At 50.3% G+C, this 25,634-nt stretch carries 20 protein-coding genes, 1 other RNA gene and 2 pseudogenes; 18 read left to right on the forward strand and 5 right to left on the reverse strand.

Annotation, left to right across the window (positions count from 1 at the left end):
* Positions 1 to 36 precede the first annotated feature (36 nt).
* Positions 37 to 1,383, forward strand: a complete 1,347-nt coding sequence (gene glmM, locus LAJLEIBI_RS01535) for a phosphoglucosamine mutase (RefSeq protein ID WP_040435761.1) — start codon at positions 37 to 39, stop codon at positions 1,381 to 1,383.
* Positions 1,384 to 1,503: 120 nt separating this feature from the next.
* Here the strand turns inward: glmM and LAJLEIBI_RS01540 are convergent, their stop codons facing one another.
* On the reverse strand, positions 1,504 to 2,346 hold the full coding sequence (locus LAJLEIBI_RS01540) for a YitT family protein (RefSeq protein WP_006444303.1): 843 nt from the start codon (positions 2,344 to 2,346) through the stop codon (positions 1,504 to 1,506).
* A 126-nt stretch (positions 2,347 to 2,472) separates the two neighbouring features.
* Here LAJLEIBI_RS01540 and LAJLEIBI_RS01545 point away from each other — a divergent pair, with 126 nt between their 5' ends.
* From LAJLEIBI_RS01545 to LAJLEIBI_RS01575, 7 genes are all read left to right on the forward strand, one after another.
* Complete coding sequence (locus LAJLEIBI_RS01545) at positions 2,473 to 3,588, forward strand: 4-hydroxybutyrate dehydrogenase (protein WP_006444302.1); 1,116 nt, start codon at positions 2,473 to 2,475, stop codon at positions 3,586 to 3,588.
* A gap of 62 nt (positions 3,589 to 3,650) precedes the next feature.
* On the forward strand, positions 3,651 to 4,958 hold the full coding sequence (gene eno / locus LAJLEIBI_RS01550; RefSeq protein WP_006444301.1) for a phosphopyruvate hydratase: 1,308 nt from the start codon (positions 3,651 to 3,653) through the stop codon (positions 4,956 to 4,958).
* A 101-nt stretch (positions 4,959 to 5,059) separates the two neighbouring features.
* Positions 5,060 to 5,302, forward strand: coding sequence for a preprotein translocase subunit SecG (gene secG / locus LAJLEIBI_RS01555; RefSeq protein ID WP_040435760.1), 243 nt, complete (start codon positions 5,060 to 5,062; stop codon positions 5,300 to 5,302).
* 92 nt (positions 5,303 to 5,394) lie between these two features.
* Positions 5,395 to 7,548 (forward strand): ribonuclease R, encoded by a 2,154-nt coding sequence (gene rnr, locus LAJLEIBI_RS01560; protein ID WP_006444299.1) that lies wholly within the window; start codon positions 5,395 to 5,397, stop codon positions 7,546 to 7,548.
* Entirely contained in the window at positions 7,535 to 8,002 is a 468-nt protein-coding gene (gene smpB / locus LAJLEIBI_RS01565; RefSeq protein WP_040435758.1) for an SsrA-binding protein SmpB, read from the forward strand. The genes rnr and smpB overlap by 14 nt, the downstream gene beginning before the upstream one ends.
* 35 nt (positions 8,003 to 8,037) lie before the next feature.
* A complete protein-coding gene (locus LAJLEIBI_RS01570; protein ID WP_006444297.1) occupies positions 8,038 to 8,274 on the forward strand; it encodes a hypothetical protein in 237 nt (78 codons plus the stop codon).
* Between the two features lie 18 nt (positions 8,275 to 8,292).
* Positions 8,293 to 8,931, forward strand: a complete 639-nt coding sequence (locus tag LAJLEIBI_RS01575; RefSeq protein ID WP_006444296.1) for a magnetosome magnetite crystal formation protein family — start codon at positions 8,293 to 8,295, stop codon at positions 8,929 to 8,931.
* A gap of 119 nt (positions 8,932 to 9,050) precedes the next feature.
* On the opposite strand, the gene LAJLEIBI_RS01580 is transcribed toward LAJLEIBI_RS01575, so the two are convergent.
* Positions 9,051 to 9,476, reverse strand: coding sequence for an Hsp20/alpha crystallin family protein (locus LAJLEIBI_RS01580; protein WP_006444295.1), 426 nt, complete (start codon positions 9,474 to 9,476; stop codon positions 9,051 to 9,053).
* A 480-nt stretch (positions 9,477 to 9,956) separates the two neighbouring features.
* Between LAJLEIBI_RS01580 and LAJLEIBI_RS01585 the strand changes: the two genes are divergently transcribed.
* On the forward strand, positions 9,957 to 12,875 hold the full coding sequence (locus LAJLEIBI_RS01585; protein WP_147570540.1) for a leucine-rich repeat protein: 2,919 nt from the start codon (positions 9,957 to 9,959) through the stop codon (positions 12,873 to 12,875).
* A 121-nt stretch (positions 12,876 to 12,996) separates the two neighbouring features.
* Here the strand turns inward: LAJLEIBI_RS01585 and LAJLEIBI_RS01590 are convergent, their stop codons facing one another.
* From LAJLEIBI_RS01590 to LAJLEIBI_RS19455, 3 genes and pseudogenes are all read right to left on the reverse strand, one after another.
* A complete protein-coding gene (locus LAJLEIBI_RS01590) occupies positions 12,997 to 13,821 on the reverse strand; it encodes a class II fructose-bisphosphate aldolase (protein WP_006444292.1) in 825 nt (274 codons plus the stop codon).
* Between the two features lie 12 nt (positions 13,822 to 13,833).
* Positions 13,834 to 14,097: pseudogene (locus LAJLEIBI_RS19450) on the reverse strand (PfkB family carbohydrate kinase); the annotation flags it as partial.
* 55 nt (positions 14,098 to 14,152) lie between these two features.
* Positions 14,153 to 14,638, reverse strand: a pseudogene (locus LAJLEIBI_RS19455) (aldehyde dehydrogenase family protein); the annotation flags it as partial.
* 286 nt (positions 14,639 to 14,924) lie between these two features.
* Here LAJLEIBI_RS19455 and LAJLEIBI_RS01605 point away from each other — a divergent pair.
* From LAJLEIBI_RS01605 to LAJLEIBI_RS01645, 9 genes are all read left to right on the forward strand, one after another.
* Complete coding sequence (locus LAJLEIBI_RS01605; protein ID WP_006444289.1) at positions 14,925 to 15,524, forward strand: helix-turn-helix domain-containing protein; 600 nt, start codon at positions 14,925 to 14,927, stop codon at positions 15,522 to 15,524.
* 227 nt (positions 15,525 to 15,751) lie between these two features.
* Positions 15,752 to 16,103: a transfer-messenger RNA gene (gene ssrA / locus LAJLEIBI_RS01610) on the forward strand.
* A 240-nt stretch (positions 16,104 to 16,343) separates the two neighbouring features.
* Positions 16,344 to 17,150 carry a phage baseplate protein gene (locus LAJLEIBI_RS18880; protein WP_006444288.1) on the forward strand — a complete coding sequence of 269 codons (807 nt, stop codon included), beginning with the start codon at positions 16,344 to 16,346 and terminating at the stop codon, positions 17,148 to 17,150.
* Between the two features lie 236 nt (positions 17,151 to 17,386).
* Positions 17,387 to 18,091, forward strand: a complete 705-nt coding sequence (locus LAJLEIBI_RS01620) for a response regulator transcription factor (RefSeq protein WP_006444287.1) — start codon at positions 17,387 to 17,389, stop codon at positions 18,089 to 18,091.
* Positions 18,092 to 19,501 carry a sensor histidine kinase gene (locus tag LAJLEIBI_RS01625; RefSeq protein WP_006444286.1) on the forward strand — a complete coding sequence of 470 codons (1,410 nt, stop codon included), beginning with the start codon at positions 18,092 to 18,094 and terminating at the stop codon, positions 19,499 to 19,501.
* Between the two features lie 45 nt (positions 19,502 to 19,546).
* Positions 19,547 to 22,078 carry an ABC transporter permease gene (locus LAJLEIBI_RS01630; RefSeq protein ID WP_006444285.1) on the forward strand — a complete coding sequence of 844 codons (2,532 nt, stop codon included), beginning with the start codon at positions 19,547 to 19,549 and terminating at the stop codon, positions 22,076 to 22,078.
* Positions 22,079 to 22,097: 19 nt separating this feature from the next.
* On the forward strand, positions 22,098 to 22,784 hold the full coding sequence (locus LAJLEIBI_RS01635; RefSeq protein WP_006444284.1) for an ABC transporter ATP-binding protein: 687 nt from the start codon (positions 22,098 to 22,100) through the stop codon (positions 22,782 to 22,784).
* Positions 22,785 to 22,878: 94 nt separating this feature from the next.
* On the forward strand, positions 22,879 to 23,592 hold the full coding sequence (locus LAJLEIBI_RS01640) for an ATP-binding protein (protein ID WP_006444283.1): 714 nt from the start codon (positions 22,879 to 22,881) through the stop codon (positions 23,590 to 23,592).
* A gap of 76 nt (positions 23,593 to 23,668) precedes the next feature.
* Positions 23,669 to 25,606, forward strand: coding sequence for a sensor histidine kinase (locus LAJLEIBI_RS01645; RefSeq protein ID WP_006444282.1), 1,938 nt, complete (start codon positions 23,669 to 23,671; stop codon positions 25,604 to 25,606).
* The last annotated feature ends 28 nt before the right edge of the window (positions 25,607 to 25,634 follow it).

A 25,634-nucleotide genomic window follows, 5' to 3' on the forward strand; every position in this document is an offset into this window, starting at 1 on the left:
GTAAATATGTCAAATGACATGGAGGAGACTTTTATTATGGGTAAATATTTTGGAACAGACGGATTCCGCGGGGAAGCAAATGAAAAACTGACGGTGGAGCACGCCTTTAAGGTGGGCAGGTTTCTCGGCTGGTATTACGGTCAGGACCATAAGGCAAAGGTTGTCATTGGAAAAGATACGAGAAGAAGCAGCTACATGTTTGAATATGCGCTTGTAGCGGGACTGACTGCGTCGGGAGCGGATGCGTATCTTCTGCATGTTACAACGACTCCAAGTGTATCTTATGTGACGAGGACAGATAATTTTGACTGTGGTATCATGATTTCCGCAAGCCACAACCCGTTCTATGACAACGGAATCAAAGTCATCAACGGGAAGGGCCATAAGCTGGAGGCAGAGGTAGAAGACAAGATCGAGAAATATATTGACGGCGAGACAGGGGAGATCCCGCTTGCCAAGCAGGAGAAGATCGGACGAACGGTCGATTATGCCGCGGGAAGAAACCGCTATATCGGATATCTTATCTCTCTGGCTACCCGCTCTTTTGAAGATATGAGAGTCGGACTTGACTGCTCAAACGGAAGCGCGTTCGCGATAGCCAAAAGTGTTTATGATGCGCTGGGCGCAAAGACTTACGTGATCAACAATGAACCGGACGGGACAAATATCAATACAAACTGCGGCTCTACCCATATCGAAGTGCTTCAGGAATATGTAAAAGAAAAGAAGCTGGATGTGGCTTTTGCCTATGACGGGGACGCAGACAGGTGCATCGCTGTGGATGAAAACGGCAGTGTGGTGGACGGAGACCTCATCCTCTACATATGCGGAAAGTACCTCAAGGAGAACGGACGGCTCAACGGCGACACGATCGTGACGACGATCATGTCCAACCTGGGACTTTACAAAGCATGTGACAAAGCAGGATTAAAATATGAAAAAACAGCGGTAGGCGACAAGTATGTATATGAGAATATGGTACAGAATAACTTTTCTCTCGGCGGAGAACAGTCAGGACATATCATTTTCAGTAAGCATGCCACGACGGGAGATGGTATTCTGACCTCTCTTATGGTGATGGAGGTTATGCTGGAGAAGAAGATGAGTCTGTCCAAACTGGCGGAGGAAGTGAAGATATATCCTCAGCTGCTTAAGAATGTGCGCGTGTCAGACAAGAAGACGGCAAGAGAAGATCCCCAGGTCGTCAGGGCAGTCGAGGCAGTCGCAGAGGCGCTCGGCGACGACGGACGTATTCTCGTGAGAGAAAGCGGTACAGAGCCTGTTATCCGTGTAATGGTAGAGGCGGCGACGGATGAACTGTGCGCGCGATATGTGGATCAGGTCATCGATGTGATGGGACAGCAGGGACTTATCACAGGTTAATCGTATAATTACAGAGAAGAAAGCCCGGGAAGACTGGCATACAGCTGAAAGCTGGCCTAAGTTCCCGGGCTTTTCCGTATGATCTCAACGAGCCTTTAAGTTGTGAAATGTCCGTGTATTCTATATAGAATGGAATCCTTTTCCAATGATCTCGCTTGTATTCGAGATGAGCATGAATGCCTCCGGATCATTTTCCTTGATAAAGTTCCTTAGCTTGACTGCCTCTATCCGGTTCAGCGCAGTGAAGATGATATATTTGTCCTCCCCTGAAAATGCGCCCTGGGCCAGTACGATCGTTGCGCTGCGCTTCAGCGTATCATTGATGAAGTCACAGACCGGTGTTGGATCGTTGCAGACGACATTAAAGTATTTGGACAGATTCAGGCTCTCTATAAATCCGTCTATCATAAATGAGCGGACGGCCAGACCGAGGAAAGAATAGAGTCCTGTCTCAATGTCGAATACAAAACAGCCTGCCAGTGTAATAATAAAGTCAGTGATGAGAAGCGCTTTGCCGATATCCGCGCTCGTGTATTTTCTCATGATCATGGCAATGATATCCGTACCTCCGCTGGAAGAGCCGATATTAAACAGCACCGCGGAGCCAAGAGACGGCAGGGCGATCGCAAATGCCAGTTCAAGGACCGGCTGGTCTGTCAGCGGATGAGTCAGCGGATAGACACGTTCCAGCAGGGAGAGACAGACGGAGAGCAGTATACTGCAGTACGCTGTCTTGGCCGCGAATTTTCTGCCTAAGATGATAAATCCGATAACAAGTAATATCATATTGGCGATAAAGGTGAAGTCACTGGCAGATATGACGCCTGATTTGGCAACGAGTACAGCCAGACCTGTAATACCGCCAAAGGTGAAGTTGTTGGCAAACTTGAAGAAGTAGATGCCCACAGCCATGATGAGTGTACTGCCCGTAAGCAGGGCAAAGCTTTTGGTTTTAGATTTCATTTGTACATTCCCCAATGCATATTTGTTTTAATTCATGAAGATTGTAACGCCGGGATATGGAAAAGTCAACGGAATAATGATATATTTACCTTATCATAATTTACGATAGAAAAGAGGTAATAAATAATGAAACTATTCCAGCAGAAATCCCGCATCCAGCAGTTTGATCTGGCAGAAGACTTTGTGAAGGAGTATGGTATCGGTGAGGGAGATTTTATACTTGCAAGCAGAACGATATACGACAAGTATTTCGGGCCTCTTGACCTGAATGCCTGTGTAAAATATAAGGACGACTACGGAAAAGGTGAACCGACCGATAGTATGATGGAAGCTCTGCTGCGTGATTTCCGGTCTTCCGGATGCGAAAGGATCGCTGCGATCGGCGGAGGAGCAGTCATTGATATGGCGAAGATACTCGTTCTGGATGGCGCATATTCCGTAAAGGATATATTTGAAAAGAAGGCGGTCTTTAAAAAGAAGTATCCTCTTATAGCAGTCCCGACCACGTGCGGCGCAGGGTCAGAAGTCTCCAATGTCTCTATCACGGAGATGACAGAGCTTAACAGTAAACTCGGCCTTGCAGCGGATGAACTGTACGCGGACGATGCGGTGCTTATCCCTCAGCTGCTGAGTGAACTGCCGTATTCCTTCTGGGCCACAAGCGCTATAGACGCGTTTATCCACGCGATAGAATCTTATGTGTCTCCGAAAGCGAATCTGTATACAGAGATGTTCAGCATAAAGGCGATGGAAATGATAATCCACGGTTTCAGGAGTGTGATCGAGAATGGCCCTGACAGACGTATGGAGCTGATGGAAGAATTCCTGACAGCCAGTAATCTGGCCGGCATCGCATTCGGCAACGCGGGAACGGGAGCAGTCCATGCCATGTCCTATCCTCTGAGCGGTGTGTACCACGTGACACACGGAGAGGCGAACTATCAGTTCCTGATCGCGGTCTTTTGCGCCTACCAGAGATTCAGGCCGGAAGGAAAGCTTAAAAGATTAAATGAATGCCTTGCAGGCATGCTTGGCTGCAAGGCAGGAGAAGTGTACACAGAACTTAAAAACGTGCTGGATAAGATCATCGAGAGAAAGCGGCTGCGGGAATACGGCATGAAAAGAGAAGAGATAGAAAGCTTTGCCAAAAGTGTTGAGACGAGCCAGCAGCGACTGCTGAATCAAAGCTACGTAAAATTTTCGTGGGAACAGATGGCAGAAATCTACAGTCAGCTATATTAGGCGATCTGCGAATCAGAACATTTGATTCGGTACATAATATGCTCCATAAGGAGGATTGAAACATGTATAATTGTCTACCGATCACAGATGTATACGCAAGAGAAATATTAGATTCCAGAGGGAATCCTACAATAGAAGTAGAAGTATTGGCCGGGGAGGAATTCATCGGGCGTGCCGGCGTGCCGTCCGGTGCTTCCACCGGACAGTATGAGGCAGTGGAGCTGCGGGACGGAGGAGACCGTTATGGCGGGCTCGGCACGGAACAGGCGGTAAATCATGTCAATACCATTATCGCCCCTGCGGTAATCGGAATGAATGTCTTTGCGCAGGCGGAGCTTGACGAGGCGCTGATCCATATGGACGGCACGGAGAACAAGAAGAATCTCGGGGCAAATGCACTGCTCGGCGTTTCCATGGCGGCGGCGAGGGCGGCGGCCAAAGCGCTTGGAATGCCGCTCTACGCATATCTCGGAGGCGCCAATGCCAAGGAGATGCCGGTACCTATGATGAATATCATGAACGGCGGCAAGCACGCAGATAATACGATCGATATACAGGAATTTATGATCATGCCGTCCGGGGCATGCTGCTTTCGGGAGGGCCTTAGGATCTGTTCGGAAATATATCACACACTGAAGAAGAACTTAAAGAAAGAAGGTTACAGCACGGCTGTGGGAGATGAAGGCGGTTTTGCCCCTGACCTGCCGGATGCCAGAGAAGCGCTTCGGTTTATCACAGACGCTATCCGCATGGCAGGCTACCAGCCGGGGGAAGAAGTAGTGATCGCGCTGGATGTCGCGGCGACAGAGCTTTATGACCGCAACTTTAAGAAATATGTCTTCGAGGGTGAAGGCAGAATGCACGGCTACAAAGTGATACGTTCCGTGGAGGAGCTGATCGATTATTACGAAGATCTGGCAGAAGAATTTCCGATCGTGTCTATCGAAGATCCGCTCGATGAAGAAGACTGGGAAGGCTGGGAACTGCTCACCACACGGCTTGGACTTAATATGCAGCTTGTGGGGGACGACCTCTTTGTGACGAATACAAAGAGACTGAAAAAGGGCATTGAGACAGAGGTTGCCAATGCCATTCTGATCAAAGTCAACCAGATCGGCACGCTGACGGAAGCGTTTGATGCAATAGAGATGGCCAAAAGCGCAGGATATAAAACGATTATTTCCCACCGGTCAGGCGAGACGGAGGATTCTATTATCGCCGATATCGCAGTCGCGTTTAATTCGGGGCAGATCAAAACCGGAGCGCCCTGCAGGTCAGAGCGTGTGGCCAAATACAACCAGCTGCTCAGAATCGAGGAGAGGCTGGGAGATACGGCTAAATATGAGAATCCCTTTAAGAGCGACAATTAAAAAGGGCCGCCACACACATTGTAAGCTGTATAAAATTTAACTTGCCATATTCACCCTGTTGTGCTAAACTAAATATGGTTTATCCGCAGGAGGTGTTTGAAGTGGAGATTTTAAAGACAATATTATTGATCATATTTGCAATAGACTGTATCGCACTGGCAGCTATCGTACTGCTGCAGGAAGGAAAGTCCGCCGGACTTGGAACTATCGGTGGTATGGCTGATACTTACTGGGGACAGAACAAGGGCCGGTCCATGGAAGGAGCGCTTGTCAAGTCGACAAAGTTTCTGGCGATCCTGTTCATTGTATTAGCTGCAGTGTTGAATTTAAAAGTATTTGCTTAAGAGAAGTATTTTTTGAGAAATTGATGGGACACTCTTGTAAAAGAGTGTCTTTTTATTCATATTACGGAGATTTGCCGGAGGGAGTGTGCAGGATGGATAAAGCATTTGAAAAGAGAAAAAAGGTTATATATGATCTGGTCTGTGATGAGATGTATGTCCCGATGAAGTTCAAGGAGCTCGCCATGCTGCTGCAGGTTCCGAAGGAGCAGAGAAAAGAGCTGAAAGAGGTGCTTGCGTCACTGGAAGAAGAGGGCAGGATCCACCGGTCCAGAAAAGGGAAATACTGCAAGGGGGAAGCGAAGCACCTGACTGGAATTTATCAGGCCCATCAGAGGGGCTTTGGGTTCGTCACCGTAGAAGGAGAAGAGACGGATATCTTTGTGGGTGAAGAGGACACAAACGGCGCATTTAACGGAGACACGGTTGAGGTAGCGATAACGAAGGAACCGGAAGGCAAGAGGCGTGAGGGAAAGATAATAAAAGTCGTTTCCCGGGGCGTTACGAGACTGGTGGGGCTCTATCAGACGAAGCGCGGCAAGAGCTATGGCTTTGTGATACCCGACAACCAGCGGTTTGTCCAGGATATCTTTATACCTGAGGAAAAGTCAAAAGGGGCCGTGGACGGGCATAAAGTAGTGGCGGAACTGACATTTTACGGGGAGCCCGGCCGGAAGCCGGAAGGCAAGATCGTGGAAATAATCGGCCATATCAACGACCCGGGCACAGATATTATGTCCATAGTCAAAGGATACGACCTGCCGGTCGATTTTCCTGAGAAGGTCCTGAACCAGGCAGAGCGTGTGGCAAAGCCGGTCAGCGAAGCGGATATGGAAGGCAGAAAAGATCTCCGTGACTGGCAGATGGTCACGATCGACGGTGAGGACGCCAAGGATCTGGACGACGCGGTTTCTGTCACAAAAGAGGGGGACGATTACATCCTCGGTGTGCATATCGCAGACGTCACGAACTACGTACAGGAGAACAGCGCTCTTGACCGGGAGGCACTGAAGCGGGCGACAAGCGTTTATCTTGTGGACCGTGTCATACCCATGCTGCCGCACACGCTGTCCAACGGTATCTGCTCCCTGAACGCGGGGGAGGACAGGCTGGCTCTGAGCTGTATCATGAAGATCGACAGCAGGGGCGCTGTCATTGACCATGAGATCGCGGAGACAGTGATACACGTAGATGAAAGAATGTCATATACAGGGGTGAAGAAGATCCTTTCAGACAAAGACGAGGAAGAGAGAGCACGTTTCCGGGAGTTCGTTCCAATGTTTGAGCTTATGCAGGAGCTGTCGTCCGTTCTCAGAAAAAGACGTCAGGTGAGAGGTTCCATTGATTTTGATTTTCCGGAGACGAAGATGATACTTGATGAGAATGGGAAGCCGGTCGATATACAGCCTTATGAGCGCAACACGGCCACTAAGATCATTGAGGATTTTATGCTCCTTGCAAATGAGACAGTAGCGGAGGATTATTACTGGCAGGAACTTCCTTTCGTATACCGTACGCATGAGGCGCCGGATGATGAAAAGATACGTACACTGGCAGCTTTTATCAACAATTTCGGATATTCCATGCACATCGGACCGAACGAGATAAGGCCCAAAGAGGTACAAAAGCTTCTTGCAAAAGTGGAGGGCTCCCCGGAGGAAGCGCTCATTACGAGACTTGCGCTGCGCTCTATGAAACAGGCGCGGTACACCCCGGACAACAGCGGGCATTTTGGTCTCGCCGCAGGCTATTACACGCATTTTACCTCCCCGATACGGCGGTATCCTGATCTGCAGATCCACAGGATAATCAAAGACAGTCTCCGGGGACGTATGGATGAAGAGAAAACAAAACACTATAAAAAGATACTGCCGGAGGTGACAAAACACGCCAGCGAGATGGAGCGCAAAGCCGATGAGGCAGAGCGGGAGACGATCAAGCTTAAGAAGGTTGAGTATATGGAAGCTCATGTAGGCGAGGTGTTTGACGGAGTGATCTCCAGTATTACGAAATGGGGAATGTACATCGAACTTCCCAATACAGTCGAAGGCCTTGTCCATGTGACAAACATGACCGACGACCATTATGAGTATTATGAGAGCCGGTACGAGATGGTGGGCGTCCATAGAAGCAAGGTATTTAAGCTTGGGCAGCATATATCTGTCCGCGTCATAGGGACCGACAGACTTATGCGGACGATTGATTTTGAGATTGCAGATGAAGGAGAGATGGGAGATGGCGAAGAGTAACGGGAAGATGATAGCCAACAACAAAAAGGCATATCACGATTATTTTATCCTGGATACTTACGAGACCGGCATAGCCCTGCACGGGACGGAAGTAAAGTCGCTGCGCATGGGCAAATGCAGTATAAAAGAATCGTTTATCCGGATAGAGAACGGAGAAGTATACATCTATGGCATGCATATCAGTCCTTATGAGAAGGGAAATATCTTTAATAAAGACCCGCTCAGGGTGAGAAAACTTCTGCTCCACAAGTCGGAGATCAACAAGATGCTCGGCAAGACGAAGGAGAAGGGGATTGCCATAGTTCCCTTGAAGGTGTATTTCAAAGGAAGTCTCGTAAAGGTGGAGATCGGCCTTGCCAAAGGAAAGAAGTTATATGATAAGCGTCAGGATATCGCAAAGAAAGACCAGCAGCGGGAAGCCCAGAGAGATTTTAAGGTGCGCAATCTCGGATAGACGGCGGTATCGGCGTACAGAATGGAGGATATGAGATGGTACCTGTAAATAAGGAAGACCTGCGCAGGCTGGTCACTCAGACGACGGTAGAGACATATGAAGAACTGACGCCCCAGCTCATTGGGCTGATCGACGGGACAAAACACAATGAGAAACTTACAGAAGCGCAGAAGCAGGATGAGATTTCACTGCACATGATGGGATATGTAAAGTCATGTACCAATGAGATCATTATTGAAGTGCTTTCTGAGATACTGGGACTTACAGAATAAAGTGACGGAGGATAAGACATGGGCTATTGTATTAAATGCGGCGCAAAAGTCGGTGACGGTATAAGATACTGCCCCCAGTGCGGTGCAGAGATCCCTGCACAGGGACATCAGGAATACACGTACGGGCAGGATGCGTACGGACAAAACACTTACGGAAATGATACATACGGACAGAACGCGTACGGACAGGATACGTACGGACAGAACGCATATGGACAGGATACATACCGGCAGGAGTATGGCAGGCAGGACAGTAAAACAACAGGCCCCGGCAGCGGGAACAGGCAGGGCGGCGGGACATATTTTGACAGGGATGATGTACGTTCAAACAAAGGGGTGGGCGTGCTGTCATATCTTGGCATACTGGTTCTCATACCGCTGCTTGCCGGCAATAAGAATTCCGAATACGTCAGATTCCACTCCAATCAGGGACTCGTATTATTCATCACATCGGTGGTAATAAATCTGCTTTCAGGCAACTGGGTATTTGGACTGCATTCTCTGATCAGCTTCAGCGGCTGGTGGTTTGGATGGATCTTCGACCTCATTGGACTTGTATTATTTATATTTGCGGTCATGGGGATCGTATACGCATGCAGAGGTGAAAAAAAGGAACTGCCCTTTATCGGCCAGATCCATCTGCTCAGACGTGAATAGGCAGACTGCTGCGGGAAGCCTGGCGGGCAGCGAAAAAGAGAGGGTGTCCTCAAAGTCATGTGATGACTTAAGGGGGCGCCCTCTCTTTGGCTGTTGAGATTCACGGAACTTTATTCCGATTATTCGATGGTTATTAACTTGGGTTGTTCTTCAACTTTCTGCACTTCTTTCGGGATCTGAAGAAGAAGCACTCCGTCCCGGAAGGATGCTTTGATATCATCCTGTGTTATCTTGTCTCCCACATAGAAGCTTCTGTTGCAGCTTCCGGTGTAGCGCTCTTTGTGCAGGCAGTTGCCCTTTGCGTCTTTTTCTTCTTTTGTCTCATCGCGGTTTGCTGTGATCGTCAGATAACCGTCTTTTAAGTCTGCCTTGATGTCCTCTTTGGCATACCCGGGAAGTTCCATCTCGATCATATAGCTGCCGTCTTTTTCGTGAATGTCAGTCTTCATGATCTGTGAAGATGAATTCTCGAACGGACGGGAAAAGAAAGGGTCTTTAAACATATCATCAAATAAATTGTTAATACTTCTGTTTGCAAGTAACATAGGTCATTCCTCCTTGAATATTTGTGATTTGCTTTTTGTTGCATTTGTTTTATTTGCTATATATTATATATAACACTAATTATCAGCACTGTCAACAGTTGAGTGCTAATATTTTTGATTTTTTTTAATTATCTGGATGGCAGATGGTTTTTCTTCCAAGAACAGACTCGTTTCAGGGGATTTTTGGAGTGTTTGCGGACAGCCTTGCGCGCCTCGTCGGGGTAATAGGCCGCCAGTACCTCTCGAAGCACCGGTCCGCGCAGCCGCGCTCCTAAAAGACACAGCAGCATGAGAAAAAGTGTCAACTTTTTTCTCACTTAATCGTCTATTCCAGTTTGCATTTTGGTATGCTATACTGTTCTTAGCTAACAAACAGGGTACGGAAAAGCGCTGGCAGTTCTCCCACGGGCACGCCTATTTCCTGTGGGAGAAGCGGCAGATCAAAACAGTTTGATCCGTTCTGACGAAGGAGGAATCCACATGAAGAAAGCAAAGAAAAGCATACTGGCACTGTTGCTGGCGGTGATGATGCTGTTCTCGCTGGCGCCGGCGCCGGTGTTTGCCACCGGCGCGGACGACGCGCCCACGGGCAGCAGCACACAGACGAAAGCATCCGAAGGGGCCCCTTCGGATGTCGGGAGCGGAGCTCCCGACATAATAACCTCTGAACAGCAGACGGACGGAGCGCAGACCGGCGCGCAGTTCGACCAAAGCGGAACGGTGGACCTGAACAGGTACGATTCTTTTGAGGAGGCGGCCTCTGCCCAGACCAATGAGCCGCGCACCCAATATACCACCCTGAAAATCACAGGGAAAACCAATAGAGATACATGGACGACCGACGACCGGAACTATTTCCGAACAAACTTCTCGAGAGTGGCCGAACTGGATTTGGGGAACTTTACCGGTACGTTTGGGGAGAGGGCATTTGAAAAAAGCAGTATAGAGAAAGTGCGCCTGCCCGCTGATGTGTCGATTCCTATCTATATGTTCTCAGGCTGCAAAAGCCTGGCCACGCTGTCTGTGGGAAGCAACTTACCCGCCTCCGGAGTGATCGACCTGACCGGCTTTACCGCAGCCTACAGCGATAGGGCCTTCGAGGACTGTACTTCTATCAAAGAGGTAAAGCTGCCCGCTGATGTGGCGATTGCTAACGCTATGTTCTCAGGCTGTAAAAGCCTTGCCACGCTGTCCGTGGCAGGCAATATAAACGCACAGGGAGGAGTGATCGACCTGACCGGCTTTACCGCAATCTACAGCGGTACTAGGACCTTCATGGGCTGTACTTCCATCAAAGAGGTAAAGCTGCCCGCTGATGTGGCGATTCTTGACTATATGTTCTCAGGCTGCGAAAGCCTTGCTACGCTGTCTGTAGGAAGCAACTCATCTACACCCAACGTGATCGACTTGACCGGTTTTACTGCGGCCTGCGGCATTGATGCCTTCCAGGACTGTACTTCCATCAAAGAGGTAAAGCTGCCCGCTGATGTGGCGATTGGTAATTATATGTTCTTAGGCTGCAACAGCCTAGCCACGCTGTCTGTGGCAGGCAATATAAACGCACGGGGAGGAGTGATCGACCTGACCGGCTTTACCGCAGCCTACGGCTATAATGCCTTCGCGGGCTGTACTTCCATCAAAGAGGTAAAGCTGCCCGCTGACGTGGCAATTAGTGATTTTATGTTCATTGCCTGCAAAAACCTGGCCACGCTGTCTGTGGCAGGCAATATAAACGCACAGGAAGGAGTGATCGATCTGACCGGCTTTACAGCAGCCTACGGCGGCAGTGCCTTCGCGAGCTGTACTTCCATCAAAGAGGTAAAGCTGCCCGCTGATGTGGCGATTGGTGGTTATATGTTCTCTAGCTGCGAAAGCCTAGCCACGCTGTCTGTGGCAGGTAATATAAACGCACAGGGAGGAGTGATCGACCTGACCGGCTTTACCGCAACCTACAGCGAGAGTGCTTTCGGGGCCTGTGATTCCATCAAAGAGGTAAAGCTGCCTGCTGATGTGGCAATTAGTGATTTTATGTTCATTGCCTGCAAAAACCTGGCCACGCTGTCTGTGGCAGGCAATATAAACGCACAGGAAGGAGTGATCGATCTGACCGGCTTTACCGCAACCTACGGCGGTGGTGCCTTCAGGGCCTGTGATTCCATCAAAGAGGTAAAGCTGCCCGCTGATGTGGCGATTGGTGATTATATGTTCTATGGTTGCGGCAGCCTAGCCACGCTGTCTGTGGAAGGCAATATAAACGCACAGGGAGGCGTGATCGATCTGACCGGCTTTACCGCAGCCTACGGCGATGATGCCTTCAGGGACTGCATTTCCATCACGGAGGCCAGGCTGCCCGACGCGGCCATTTCACAGGAAGTGTTTATCGGCTGCACTAATCTTGATGTGCTGATGTTTTACGGCGCCGGCGCCCCCGGCGTGGGATTCAAAGCTTTCTCCGGCGTACACGACGGCGGCACGCTGTATTACCCGCAGGGCGGTATGGACTATACCAAAGGAACCTTCGGCGCGCCGGATTTGGCAAATTGGGACTTTATTGAAGCCTTTGGCCCGGAGGTTGTAACTCAGCCGTCCGCGCAAACAGGGACAGTGGGACAAACCGCGGCTTTCCAGTTTGCGGTGAGCGGCGCGCCGCTCGCCTTCCGGTGGCAGCAGTCTGTCAATAACGGGAGTTGGACGGATCTTGCGGACGGCGGCGGGTATGCGGGCACAGCCACCGATATGCTGATCATCGACAATTTGCAGCAGGAGCAAAACGGGTACAAGTTCCGTTGCGTGGCATCCAACTATGGGAATTATAGCGCAGATGTCATATCCAAAGCCGTGACTTTGACGGTGAGCGCAGAGCCGGCGCTGCAGCCGCCCGCTGCGCCGTACGACAAGGCGGCCCCCGGGGATCTGGTATTCACGTACACCGGCGCTATCGCCGGCCCGGACGTCGGAGTGTCTGCCCAGTTCACCTACCTGCCCACAGGGGAGGTAAGCACAAACCTGCCCCCTGAGAGCCGTACCGGCGCGGGGGATGGTTTTGTGTACACACCGGACGTGGGGGTCACTTTCCCGCTGGCGCTGATGCAGCAGCACGCCAGTCCCAATGGCAGCGGCGTGGCGGGCCTGCGCACCGGGCGGTACCGCTTGGATCTGACGGTGATGCTGGCTGACGGCGTCAGCAAGGTATATTCCGCCGAGTTTGAAATCATTGACAGCACGCCAGTCCCCGTGCCCAAACCCGGATCCACCATCCCACAGACCGGCGATACGGCGAACCCGCTGTCCTGGCTGCTCATCATACTGGCCGCTCTCGCGGTTTGCGCTTCCCTGCTGCTCTATCGTAAGAGAAGGGCAAAGGATTCAAAAGCAACAGGGATCCCGCGAAAGCGGTAGGCGCGGGGCCCTGAACCAAGCAGAACCGGCGTGACTTACGCCACACCGGTTCTGCCTTCTCCCTATTTTACGTCCTTGTGCGTCTCCGGGTAACTGGAGATGCGCTTTTTTGCCTATTACTTTACAGCACCTCTATTTTCTGTCTTGCTTTTTTTTCGACCTGTGTCATGCAGCTTTGAAACATCACGATCCGGTCGAACAATTTCTCATCGGCTTCTATCTGCCGGCGCAGTTCCTGTCCAAAGGCCATCCGAAGTGTGGTGCCCAGATTAACCTTGCGGACGCCGCACAGAACCAGCTTTTTCAGATCTGCATCAGAGATGCCGGAGGAACCGCGGATCACCAGGGGGGTGTTTACTGCTTTGTGGATCCGTTCCAGCAGGCCGAACTGCAGTCTGGCAGTCTGTGTCTGCATCCGGTGTACGGTGCCCACGGCTACAGCCAGCGCGTCTACACCGGTGCGTCCGGCAAATTCCTGTGCCTCCTCCGGCTGCGTGTAACGGGCCTGATAGGTATCCGGTGCGTCGCTGTATCCGACGGCTCCGATCTCTGCCTCTACGCCGGCCCCAAAGTCCCGGGCCATCTCCACTACATATTTGGTACGGGAGATATTTTCCTCAAAGGGAAGCTGTGAGGCATCGATCATGACGGAAGAATACCCTGTTTGAAGAGCCGCCTCTATTACCTCCAGGTCGTCGGCATGATCCAGATGGACGCCCACGGGGACGGACGCTTCCCGGGCCATCTGGATCAGCATCCCTCCCAGAAGATGTACCGGCATATGGGCAAGTGCAGGCTTATTCGTCATCAAGATCACCGGACGGTCCAGAGCTTCTGCCGCGTCAATGACAGCCCGGGCATCCTCGTATCCGAAGACATTGAAGGCGGCGGTGCCGTGTCCCTGTTCTTCTGTGATCTGTATGATGTGTCTTAGTGTGTCCAGCATATCCGGCTCCTTTCATGAACAACGGGCAATCATTTCCCCGTAGGTGTCTTTTTCTTTTCGTATGAACGCCTCAAGTTCTTCCATGGAAGGCATATCCGGAGAACATCCATGGCTTGCCACCAGCATGGAAGCCGATGCGCTGCCGTGTTCCAGACAGTCGATGATCTCGCACCCGTCCAGCAGGCAGCTTAGAAATGCACTGCCGTATCCGTCGCCGCCGCCGAAGCCCTTCAATGCCTTTACCGGAAATGGGCGGATGGAGTAGGAGCCGCCGTCTGCCGGAAGAAGCAGCCTCTGAATAGATATGAAGTCCCACGGAAGTGGAGCCGACGAAGCTGATTCCTTTTATGTCCGGGTGATAGAGAAACAGTTCGGACTTATTTCGGGAGCAGGTAACAATATTCAGGACGCCGTCCGGCAGTCCGGCTTCCTGATAGAGCTCGGCGATACGCAGGCAGGTCTGAGGCGTGAAGGTAGCGGCTTTTATGACCGTGGTATTGCCGCAGGCGATACACATAGGCGCCATCCAGCTCATGGGGATCATGGCCGGGAAGTTAAAGGGAACGATTCCTGCAAATACGCCCAGGGGCTCCCGGTACAGCACCGTATCATAGCTGGAGGAAGCGTCCATCAGACTTTCCCCCATCATAAGAGATGAAGCGGAGATGGCCTGTTCCGTGCCTTCTTTCGCCTTCAGCACATCCCCTTTGGTCTCTTCCCATGCCGTTTCGTTTTCTTTTGCCACCAGCATCGTAAGCTCGTCCATGTGCTCGATCAGAAGTTCACGCAGACTGTAGAGTACCTGTACCCGTTTCAGTACCGGCGTTGCCGCCCAGCGGGATACGCGGCGTTGGCGCCTGCGATGGCAGCTTCCACCTCATCCTATGTACAGCAGGGAACTCTGGCTGTGATCTCCCCGGTGCTGGGGTTGCATGCATAGGTATATTTTCTGGGGCGGACGGCTCGAACCTGCCGTTTAAAATAGTTCAGTGTCTTTACTTCACTCATGTTTTCTTTCCTTCTGTTATTATCCATTAGTCATAATAGCCTTCCGTTGATTTGATCAGTGTTGGGTCAAATACAAGGATCAGATCAAATATGCATTGGACAACCGGCATCCGGTACAGGCGGGAGAACTGCTGCAGCGGTTCATCAGAAAAAGCCATGGAGAACGTTTAAGTCCGAAGATCATTCTGGCAGGCTGTACAGGGATCATGTACGATCTTATGAATTATATAGTCTCTGTCACAGGAGAGGATAATATCTCCAGAACCGAGGAGATGATCGTGCGTCTTATGAAGATCCAGACAGCTTTAGAACTGGAGGAATATATGAAAGAACATATAGAGCAGTTCTACGAGATCACCGGCAGCAGCCCCAGAAAGTATTCTCCTTCCATAGAGAAGAGCATCCTTTACATAGAAGAGAACTGTACGGAAAAGATCAGCCTGGAGCAGGTAGCCGGCAAGGTGTTCCTGAATAAAAATTATTTCTCGGAACTGTTCAAAAAAGAAGTGGGTATGAATTATAACGACTATCTGAATGAAGCACGCATCCGCAAGGCATGTGCCTATATTGCATCCGGTGAGTATTCCCTGTCCCAGGTGGCGCAGATGACTGGATTTTCCGACCAGAATTATTTCGCCAAGATATTTAAAAAAGTGGTGGGAGAGACACCTATGGGGTATCGGAAGAGGCTGTAAGTGTGGAGGATATTGTCAGACGAGCAGAACGATGGAGAGACATCCTGAATCTTTTATGCTGGTCAAATGAACAGGCCAAAGTCTCTGTATTGCAGAGTCTGTAAATTTTATCATTATACCTTGACATTTATTATATCTGAACATATAATTAACTATACTTATGGAACAATTCATGTTTAATGAGTGCAACATGAGAGATGTCTGCAGACCAGGTACACAAAATATCAGGGCTTGTACTGGTTTCGACGGGGGTCTGGAAGTTGGAGAAGCCATCCGTAGCGGGACACTACGTTAAAAGTTCCAATTAAATATAAACGCAGACAATAGAGAATTAGCGTACGCAGCCTAATTAGGCTGCAGTCGGCCTTAGGTTTTCCACCGCTTAAGTAACCGGCTTCAAATAGGGTGGAGCACTTCGTTCTCAAAGCTTTGAGGGAATGGAAGAACTTATGAAGCTACTGAAACCGGAAGCCTGTCATTAGGCGGCCGGCAGAGGGAATGTCAATATAATGACTGTGATGGGAGATGCTTCGATGGAGGGGCTTTCGGACGCGGGTTCAACTCCCGCCAGGTCCATTTAAAAAACGCCGTAGTTACGGCGTTTTTTTCAATTCATGTCATAGTCCGTGTCATATAGATCTGCCCATAGTTTTAAAATGTGCGTTAATCTTATCTGTTGATTTTTTCTCCTCGCCGGAGATTACATTTCCATAAATATCCCGACCAGTCAACGCGCATATTAAAATTTATGAGTGTCCCTCTTTGTCCTGGCAGATGTTGATAAGATAAAGCTATCTAATCATAAGGAGGAAATAAAATATGACAACCAACAAATTTATATTTCAGGTTTATGTAGGCGAAAATGGTAACTGGTATATTAACGATACCGATACCGGCGCAAAAGCACAAGGAGAGCAAGGAGAGAAGGGGATCACACCGCATATCGGAATCAACGGAAATTGGTTTATTGGAGAAACTGACACACAAGTACCGGTCACTGGCCCTAAGGGAGATACTGGAGCTGTTGGTCCACAAGGAATCCAAGGCCCAAAAGGCGAAAAAGGAGAGCAAGGCCCGGCAGGTCCAGTGAATATCGCAAATAACCTTGATACAATGGAAGAAGGGTATGCTTTGGATGCCAGACAGGGAAAATTACTTGATGAAAAAATCAATCAGATATTTTCAGATTTTTCAATAATTTCACCTATGGTCCAAAAGTTATATCAGTTAATGCATCCAGTTGGAAGCATAGTAATTCAAACAGTCGAGACAAATCCAAGTGAATTATATGGTGGAACATGGGTCGCATGGGGAAATGGAAGAGTACCGGTTGGAATAGATAAGGGGCAGATAGAATTTAACGCCGCAGAAAAAACTGGAGGCATGAAAAAACATACGTTAACTATTGACGAGCTTCCAAATCATAATCACGCTATTGTAAATAAACGTTATGCGACCACTTTTTCTACAGGCGGTACAGGGCATGAACCCCTCCAGACAACAGGAAACAGAAGCTGGACAAATATATCAGATGAAGATATATCAACAGCATTTGCAGGCAGCAATGCATCACATAATAATTTACAGCCTTATGTTACTTGCTATATGTGGAAACGAACAGCATAAAAATAGGGATTAAACTATGAGAGTCTGGAAGCAGGCTCTCTTTTAAACGAAAGGAGTGGCATTAGCTTTTCTCTAAATATATTGACATGTTAATTCTCGATATGTATGCTACTATAATAGTAACAATACCGAATTAAGAAAAGTCCGGAGCGTAACAGCCCCGAAGCATATCTGTATTGTATTACTTACTGCATAAGGGTATGTTTTTACTGACATACAGAAAGAGGGGATAATCAATGGCGGATAAGATTTTGCTCGTGGATGATGAAAAGGATATCGTGGATCTGCTGGAAGAGACATTAAGAAAAGACGCCGCGTACGAGATAAAAAAAGCACACACAGGGGCGGAAGCTTTGAGTATGTGCAGGGAATTTCATCCGGATGTCATCATACTCGATATCATGCTCCCCGATATCGACGGCCTTGAGATATGCAGACAGATCCGTGGATTTTCCTACTGCTCCATACTGTTTTTGTCTTCCAGGGATGACGATATTGACAAGATTCTCGGCCTGTCGGGCGGAGGAGACGATTATATTACAAAGCCGTTCAGCCCGCGTGAAGTTGCGTTCCGTGTAAAAGCACAGCTGCGCAGGCAGAAGTATCAGCACAGTATACCGCCGCAGCAGGAAAAGCTGTTGCCTGCCGGCGGTTTGACGATAGACAGCGAGAGCTGCCGCGTATGTAAAAACGGAGAAGAAATTGAACTGACCGGACGGGAATTCCTTCTTTTGTCGTATATGGCCGAAAACGCCGGCAGGATCATAAGCAAAGAACGTCTGTATGAGCAGGTCTGGGGAGAATACAGCAGTATCTGTGACAATACGATCATGGTCCACATACGCCATATACGGGAGAAGATAGAAGACAACCCTTCTGAACCGGAGTTGCTTGTCACGGTTAAGGGGTTGGGCTATAAGCTGAAGAAAAGGAATGATTAGATGAAAAGATCCGGGTACCGCACAAGTCTGCATATATATTTTATATTTCTGCTGTCACTGCTTTGCATACTGATAACAGCTTCTGTGCTCTTTTTTATGCTGATCACAGTCCGAAAAGCAGACGGGACTATCGTCAGAAGTGACTGGCCGGAGAGCTTTACGCAAGAATTTGAAAAACAGATCGTATTCATTGACGGAAAACCGCGCGTTACGCAGGCAGGTCTTGAATTGCTGCAAAAAGAAGAACTGGGAATTCAGATACTGGACGCGGCCGGTGAGGAGCAGTTCAGTTTCAGGAAGCCGGAACAGGTTCCGTCCGGCTATTCTTCTGCCGGACTTCTGGAAGTGGAGAGAGCCGGGCATCTGGCGGACAGAAAGACAGCATCGCTGATCGGTGTGGCTGCGGACAGTAATTGCACTTACATCGTACACTTTCCGACAGCGGTCAACAGGCTTACCATGCAGCTGAACGGAGAACATCTTATACGCGGCCGGACGATCGCTTTCTGGCTTGGCGGCTTAATGCTTCTGCTCATATTTCTTTCCGGTATCGTGTATGGCTTCTGCATGACACGGACGATGGGGCGGGTGACGGATGCAGTAAAGGCGATCGCGCTCCGCGCGTATATGCCGGTACAGGGAAAGGGGACTTTCAGCGACATATATGACAGCCTGAACGTGCTGGACGCTGAGATCAGAAGCAGTGACCGGCTGAGAGAGCAGACGGATACAATGCGCAGGGAATGGATCGCCAATATCACACATGACTTGAAGACGCCCCTGTCACCGGTGAAGGGATATGCGGAGATCATGCAGGAGGAAGGCGGCGCGGGGGCAGAAGAGCAGTACAGGCGCTACGCGGAAATAATACTGAAAAATGTCTCTTATATGGAGCAGCTGCTGGATGACCTGAAGCTGACATACCAGCTGGAAAGCGGGACGGTTCCGCTGGAGCGGAAACGTATGGATCTGGTCCGTTTTTTGAAGGAGACGGTAATTGATATACTGAATACTCCGGAGTACGAAGAGCGAAGTATTCAAATACAGAGCAGCCGGGAGGACATATTTTTTTCTTTTGACAGGACACTGTTCAGGCGGGCGTTTAATAATCTCATAGTAAACGCCCTTATCCACGGAGGCAGAGATGCCCAAATCACGGTAGGCGCAGCTGTTTTTAAAAACGAGATACAAGTCACTGTATCAGACAATGGGAAGGGAATGACCGCTGAGGAGGCAGACAGAATGTTCCGCCGCTATTACAGGGGAACGGATACAGACAAAAAACCGGAAGGGACAGGTCTCGGTCTTGCCATAACAAAGAACATCATAGAGAGTCACGGAGGTGCGGTAGATGTGCACAGCGCCCCGGACGAAGGGACGGAAATAAGCATTACATTTAAGGTTAATTAAGGCTGCGTACAGGATAGATTAAGGCCGGCAGAGTATCATTTCATTATGATAACTGCCGGCTTTTTCTATGGCAGAAAAGAAAGAAGGTGCGTTTTGAAGATCATAATAAAATACATTCTTACAAACATGAAAGAGAGGAAGGTGCGCACAGCCGTGATGGCGCTTACGATCCTTCTTTCCTCCGCCCTTTTGTTTGTCTCTGTCTCCATCGGGACATCGTATGAAAGTGCGCAGAAGAAAATGGCGCGGGGAATGACCGGGGCTGCATCCGTCTCTGTGACGGCCGCAGACAGCCGGGCCGGACTGGACGACAGTACAATCCCCAAACTGCCGGAGGTAAAGGCTGCGGCGGGCATATTAAAGAGTTCTGCGCTGTACAGTGAAGACGGGTATTACGAATCCGTTGATTTAGTGGCGGCGGATCTCGAACAGCTGAACCGCATCAACAAGCCGCGCATGGCAGATGGAAAAGAAATAACCGGTTTTTCCGGAAATCAGATTATTCTTCCGGAGCGGTTTACCTCCAAGTTCGGGATAAAAAAAGGCGACACGGTTACGCTTCAGATCGGCAAAAGGCCAGTCTCTTTTGAAGTGTATGGTATCGCGGCGTATGATACGCTGTTTTTAAGACAGACGAGGGGAGCCACGGCTCTCGTTCCGCTGGCCGCCCTGACGGCGGTCGTGCAGCCGCCGCAGAAGTACAGCGATATACTGCTTGAGCCGTCTGAAGGGGTTACGGCTGCAGAACTTAAGTCCTGTCTGGAGAACATACTGCCGCAACAACAGTATCATGTGTCGGAGACCGTAGATGAAGCTCAGATCACGGCCGACGCAAGGCAGAAGTCCATGCCATTCTTTCTGATCAGCTTTTTTTCGCTGACGATGAGTGTGTTTATCATATTCAGCAGTTATAAAGTGATCACGCTGGAACGGCTTCCGACGGTCGGAACATTCCGCAGTATCGGGGCGGAGGAAAAGACGGTGACGGCAATTCTTCTGGCAGAGAGTATTGTGTATGGACTGGCAGGAGGGCTCGTCGGTATTCCTGCGGGGATAGCGGTCCTTAAGGCAATATTGCACGGAATGGGGAAGGAGCTGACAGAGGGGATAGAGATTCCCGCCGTGATCACACTGCCTGGAATCGTCCTTTCATTTGCAGCCGCAATGACAGTTTCCGTCCTCAGTGCGTGGATTCCTGTGCGCCGCGCGGGCCGTCTGCCGGTAAAAGACGTGGTCCTCGGCACGGTGGAGGAACAGGGAAGACCGGCGCGTTATGCCGTTGGTATGGCTGTTGTGCTAGCTGCCGTCTCAGTCATACTTCCCCGCGTTGCTCCGGAAGGGCTTCTGTATCTAGCAGGCGGGATATCTCTGCTTGGCCTAATAACGGCGGCGCTTCTCATCATTCCGTCACTTACGGATCTTGCGGCGAAATATCTGGAACGTCTTTACGGAGTTATTTTTCATAATGAGGGAATACTGGCGGCGCGTAATATGAGGGACAATAAGAATATCACGCAGAATATCACACTGCTGTTCATCAGCATCTCCGCCGTGATCTCCATCAGTGTTGTGGGGAGCTTTGTGACTTCTTATATAAGCGACGTCTTTCAGGGCGCCGAGCTGGAAGGGTTTGCCGACGGTTACATGGATGAGGACTTTGTGGAACAGGTCAGGAAGATGGAAGGAGTGGAAAAGGTACTGCCGGTCCGCGTGCTGGAAGACAAGGTTCAGGCAGAAGGGTATACGTTTTCCCGTTTTGAAGCTGCGGATGATCTGGAGAGATACAGTTCCATGTTTGCCCTGCGTTATACGGACAGTTCCATGAAACAGAACGCAGTGTCCGCCTTTAAACAGGGCGGCAGGGCGCTGCTCATGAGTGAAGCGTACATGAAGGAAGCTAAACTGAAGACAGGAGATACCATTTCACTGTCAGACGGAACGTTCAGCGCTGATTACAGGATCGAAGGCAGCTTCAGGTCGAGAGCTACGGATGTAGAGGCGGTCATACCTTCCTCGTGTGCGGTGCGGGATTTTGGGGCGGATGCCTATAATTTTCTCGCGTATACGGCGGCAGACCCGGATGCAGTGATGGTTCAGATCCGAGGTCTCTTTGGAGAGACGCCGAACTGGAGCCGTACGGTGGAAGAGTTTAATTCAGACGCAGCCCGCACGGTAGGTGCATTTCTGGAGCCGATGCACAGTATGACTTATTTCATATTGCTGATGGCCGCGGTGGGCATCGTCAATAATCTGCTGATCAATTATATGCAGAGGCGAAGAACGATAGCCATGTATAAGTCGGCGGGTCTGAGCAACAGACAAAATGTAAAAATGATGCTGATCGAAGGATTTACTTCCGGATCCGCAGGTGCGGTGACCGCCATATTTGTGTCGTATTTGGAGATACAGACGATATTTATTGTGGCAGGGCCGAAGATATCTGTAAAGCCGGAGTTAGACATGGTTACTTTTCTGGCGGCCGGAGCAATGGGGATCGCGATCACCGTGGCAGGAACCGCCGCGCCTATCTTTAAAAGCTGCCGTATGAAGCTTGTGGAAGTAATTAAATTTGAATAGACATTCAGGAGGTCTGTATATGAAGGAGTATGACGGCACTGCCGCTGTCGAGGGCAGAAATATTACAAAGGATTTTATAGTCGGAGACACAGTATCCAAGGTATTAAAGGGGATATCGCTGAAAGTAATGCATGGGGAATTTGTCTCAGTCATGGGGCAGTCGGGTTCGGGAAAGAGTACACTGCTCTATATACTGGGAGGCCTTGATACACCGACGGAAGGTTCGGTATACATCAATGGAACAGACATCAGTCGCTTTAACGACGCAGATATGAGCAGAATGCGGAGGCAGAAGACAGGGTTTGTATTTCAGTTTTATAACCTGATCCCGAATCTGAATGTAGAGGAAAATATTATGCTTCCGCTTCTGCTGGACGGTAAGAAAATGCGTGACTATAGAGATCAGCTTGCTCACATTCTTCAAGTGGTCGGACTGTCGGACAGGAGAAAGCATACGCCGCGCCAGCTGTCGGGCGGACAGCAGCAGAGGACGGCCATAGCGCGCGCGCTGATCGGCAGTCCTGAGATACTCTTTGCGGACGAACCGACCGGGAATCTGGACAGCAGGACGGGGGCGGATATTATGCGGCTGCTGGAAGAGATCAACCGCACAAGCGGACAGACGATCATTATGGTGACACACTCCCCGGAAGCGGCAAAGAGCAGCGGCCGCATCATAACCGTGCGGGACGGGATAATAAGTTAACAGCATTTTTTAAAATATGTTGTAAATACAACATACAGAACCATATGATTGTATTATACTGAACGAGGAAAGTTACCTTAAGGAGGACAAGAATATGGTACGTAGGATCATACAGATCGATGAAGAAAAATGCAACGGGTGCGGGCTGTGCGCAAAGGCCTGTCACGAGGAAGCTATCAAAATGGAGAACGGCAAGGCGAAACTGCTGCGGGACGATTACTGCGACGGCCTGGGAGACTGTCTGCCAGCCTGCCCTGCAGGGGCCATTACCTTTGTAGAGCGGGAAGCGGCGGCATATGATGAGGAAGCTGTCCGGAGGAATAAAAGGAAGAAAACCAATGAAAAGGATGGGACACTGCCGTGCGGCTGTCCGGGCAGCCATTCCGGGCAGATCGTAAGAGAGCCGTCCTCCGGGACAGCCTGTCAGGCGCCGGCAGTGCATTCCATGCTTCGGCAGTGGCCGGTGCAGATAAAATTAGCGCCTGTAAACGCACCTTACTTTGACGGCGCCGACTTGCTTATAGCAGCAGACTGTACGGCATACGCATACGGAAACTTCCATCAGGAATTTATACGGGGCAAGGTGACGCTCATCGGCTGCCCCAAACTGGACGACACTGATTACAGTGAGAAACTGGCTGAGATCATAAGAGAGAACGATGTCAGGAGTCTGACCATTGTAAGGATGGAAGTGCCTTGCTGTGGAGGGATCGAACATGCCGCGGCATCAGCTCTTAAGGAAAGCGGTAAATTTATACCGTGGCATGTCGTCGTGATATCGACGGACGGACATATATTAGAGCGTTGATGACTGAAACGGTTTCTATTCCTGCCATAAGCTGATATAATATAAAAAATTATATTTAATGTAAGGAGTCGGCGTTATGGCAGATAAAAGAGAAAAGTGGATCCTCATGGCAGTCCTGCCGTTCATTGCAGTTTTGCTGTTGGCAGTGTGGAGCGTCAAGCCGCGCGTGGATGAGGTCCGCACGATCGATTCAAAAGCCGGGACATGGGACTTGGCTGCCGCCGGTTTTGAACAGTCGGCAGTCAGGCTTGACGGCGATGTGGAGTATGTGCCGGATGCGCTGCTTTCCCCGGAGGAATTTTCGCGGCGCGGCGACATACAGGCAGGACAGCCGGGGGATGAGACTCAATATGCTACCAGCCGGATGCGTCTGATAATACCGAGCGGCAGCTATCTCATCTGCGGGTACAGCGTGGACTTCGCAAGCCGCATGTATGTAAACGGTGAATTGCTCTTTGAGGCAGGCGCGCCGGGAGACAGCCGTGAATCAGCCAGGCCAGGCGTGAAGTTCTTTGTGCTGCCTGTGTCGCCGGATGAAAACGGTGAGATCGTCATAGTGCAGCAGGCGTCCAATTTCATTCATAAGGACGGCGGGTCCTACGGACATTTTTATATCGGCACGCCGGAACAGATCGACCAGTATATTTCCCGGAATCTTTGGCCGGAAGTCATATTAATGGGTGTGTACCTTGTGCTGTTTGTCGTCCACTTGATCTTATATCTGATGATGAGGAACTACAAACCGAATCTGCTGTTTGCTTTGTTTTGCCTTACGTGGTTTGTGCGCACCGGAGTTACCGGGCAGCGGCTGCTCGATGTGATACTGCCGAAGCTGCCGTGGGTGGTTTTGTTCCGGCTTGAATACCTGACGATGCCGCTGAGCGGCATTCTGCTCGTGTGGCTTTTATACCTGATCTTCCCAGGTGTGCTGCAAAAATGGTTTTCACTGGCTGCCAGTATCTTGTGCGGGGCAGTTGCCGTACTGGATGTGTTCGCTTCCACGCTGCTGATATCCTACACAGCAGTATGGCGAGTCGTGCTGCTGGGAGTCATTGCCCTGTATTTTTTTGTGCGGCTCATTCTGCGATGGCGGCGGCCGGCCGCGGAACAGGCTGCCGTGCTGTCAGGATTTGCTTTTCTGGTGTTTGCGGCCGTTTGGGACATGTGCTATCATCGGGATGTTTTTCTGCTGCCTGCCCTGCGTTTTGCCATATCGGAGGTGGCGATCGCTGTGTTTGTGCTGTTTGCCATGACGGCAATGTTCTTCGGCACCATGCGGGAAGTGCGCATGGCCAGAGAGCGGGAGGAGCGTATGGCGGCGGAGAAGGCGGCGGCGGAGGAGCTGGCCCGCCTGAAAGGCGAATTCTATACAGATCTTTCCCATGAAATGAAAACACCGTTGACAGTCATGGTAGCCAACGCCGAATTTGCGGCCAGGAACATACGGGCCGGAGCCATAGACGAGGAGACGGGTGTAGACCTGGATGCCATCGCGGCGGAGGGCAGGCGTCTTGCCAAGCTCGTAAACGGTCTTGTGAATCTGAACCGGATGCGGGATAAGGGCGCGCAGGACACCGTGGTGTCCCTTGCAAAACTGACGGAGGAAACTGCCCGTACATATAAGGCGCTGGCTGAAAAGCAGGGCAGCCGCCTGTCGGTGGAGATCGAATCCGGCCTGCCTGCGGTGAACGGCAACGCCGACCAGCTGGCGCAGGTGGTCATAAACTTGCTGGCGAATGCCGGCAGACATACGAGGGACGGAGTGATCACAGTGAGTCTTCGCCGGGAGTCAGGGCGCCTACGCCTGGAGGTAGCCGATACCGGCGACGGTATATCGCCGGAGATCCTGCCCCATATCTTTGACCGGTTCTGCCGCGGGGATGAGAGCGGCACAGGGCTCGGTCTTGCCATCTGCAGAGAGATCATAGAGAATCACGGCGGGAAAATTGATATACAAAGTGATATGGGGAAAGGAACTACAGTGTGGTTTACTCTGCCGGTCATAGGAGAATAACAGAATAAGCGGCGAAAAAAATAGTGCG

It is taken from the genome of [Clostridium] hylemonae DSM 15053, from assembly GCF_008281175.1.
Taxonomy (GTDB): domain Bacteria; phylum Bacillota; class Clostridia; order Lachnospirales; family Lachnospiraceae; genus Extibacter; species Extibacter hylemonae.

Excerpts from the sequence above, each read along its gene's own strand:
- LAJLEIBI_RS01640 (WP_006444283.1), top strand. The coding sequence starts at position 22,879 with ATGGTACGTAGGATCATACAGATCGATGAAGAAAAATGCAACGGGTGC.
- LAJLEIBI_RS01635 (WP_006444284.1), top strand. The coding sequence starts at position 22,098 with ATGAAGGAGTATGACGGCACTGCCGCTGTCGAGGGCAGAAATATTACA.
- LAJLEIBI_RS01570 (WP_006444297.1), top strand. The coding sequence starts at position 8,038 with ATGGTACCTGTAAATAAGGAAGACCTGCGCAGGCTGGTCACTCAGACG.
- LAJLEIBI_RS01575 (WP_006444296.1), top strand. The coding sequence starts at position 8,293 with ATGGGCTATTGTATTAAATGCGGCGCAAAAGTCGGTGACGGTATAAGA.
- smpB (WP_040435758.1), top strand. The coding sequence starts at position 7,535 with ATGGCGAAGAGTAACGGGAAGATGATAGCCAACAACAAAAAGGCATAT.
- LAJLEIBI_RS01630 (WP_006444285.1), top strand. The coding sequence starts at position 19,547 with ATGATAACTGCCGGCTTTTTCTATGGCAGAAAAGAAAGAAGGTGCGTT.
- rnr (WP_006444299.1), top strand. The coding sequence starts at position 5,395 with ATGGATAAAGCATTTGAAAAGAGAAAAAAGGTTATATATGATCTGGTC.
- LAJLEIBI_RS01620 (WP_006444287.1), top strand. The coding sequence starts at position 17,387 with ATGGCGGATAAGATTTTGCTCGTGGATGATGAAAAGGATATCGTGGAT.
- LAJLEIBI_RS01540 (WP_006444303.1), bottom strand. The coding sequence starts at position 2,346 with ATGAAATCTAAAACCAAAAGCTTTGCCCTGCTTACGGGCAGTACACTC.
- eno (WP_006444301.1), top strand. The coding sequence starts at position 3,651 with ATGTATAATTGTCTACCGATCACAGATGTATACGCAAGAGAAATATTA.
- LAJLEIBI_RS01545 (WP_006444302.1), top strand. The coding sequence starts at position 2,473 with ATGAAACTATTCCAGCAGAAATCCCGCATCCAGCAGTTTGATCTGGCA.
- LAJLEIBI_RS01645 (WP_006444282.1), top strand. The coding sequence starts at position 23,669 with ATGGCAGATAAAAGAGAAAAGTGGATCCTCATGGCAGTCCTGCCGTTC.
- LAJLEIBI_RS01580 (WP_006444295.1), bottom strand. The coding sequence starts at position 9,476 with ATGTTACTTGCAAACAGAAGTATTAACAATTTATTTGATGATATGTTT.
- LAJLEIBI_RS01590 (WP_006444292.1), bottom strand. The coding sequence starts at position 13,821 with ATGCTGGACACACTAAGACACATCATACAGATCACAGAAGAACAGGGA.
- LAJLEIBI_RS01625 (WP_006444286.1), top strand. The coding sequence starts at position 18,092 with ATGAAAAGATCCGGGTACCGCACAAGTCTGCATATATATTTTATATTT.
- LAJLEIBI_RS18880 (WP_006444288.1), top strand. The coding sequence starts at position 16,344 with ATGACAACCAACAAATTTATATTTCAGGTTTATGTAGGCGAAAATGGT.
- glmM (WP_040435761.1), top strand. The coding sequence starts at position 37 with ATGGGTAAATATTTTGGAACAGACGGATTCCGCGGGGAAGCAAATGAA.
- LAJLEIBI_RS01585 (WP_147570540.1), top strand. The coding sequence starts at position 9,957 with ATGAAGAAAGCAAAGAAAAGCATACTGGCACTGTTGCTGGCGGTGATG.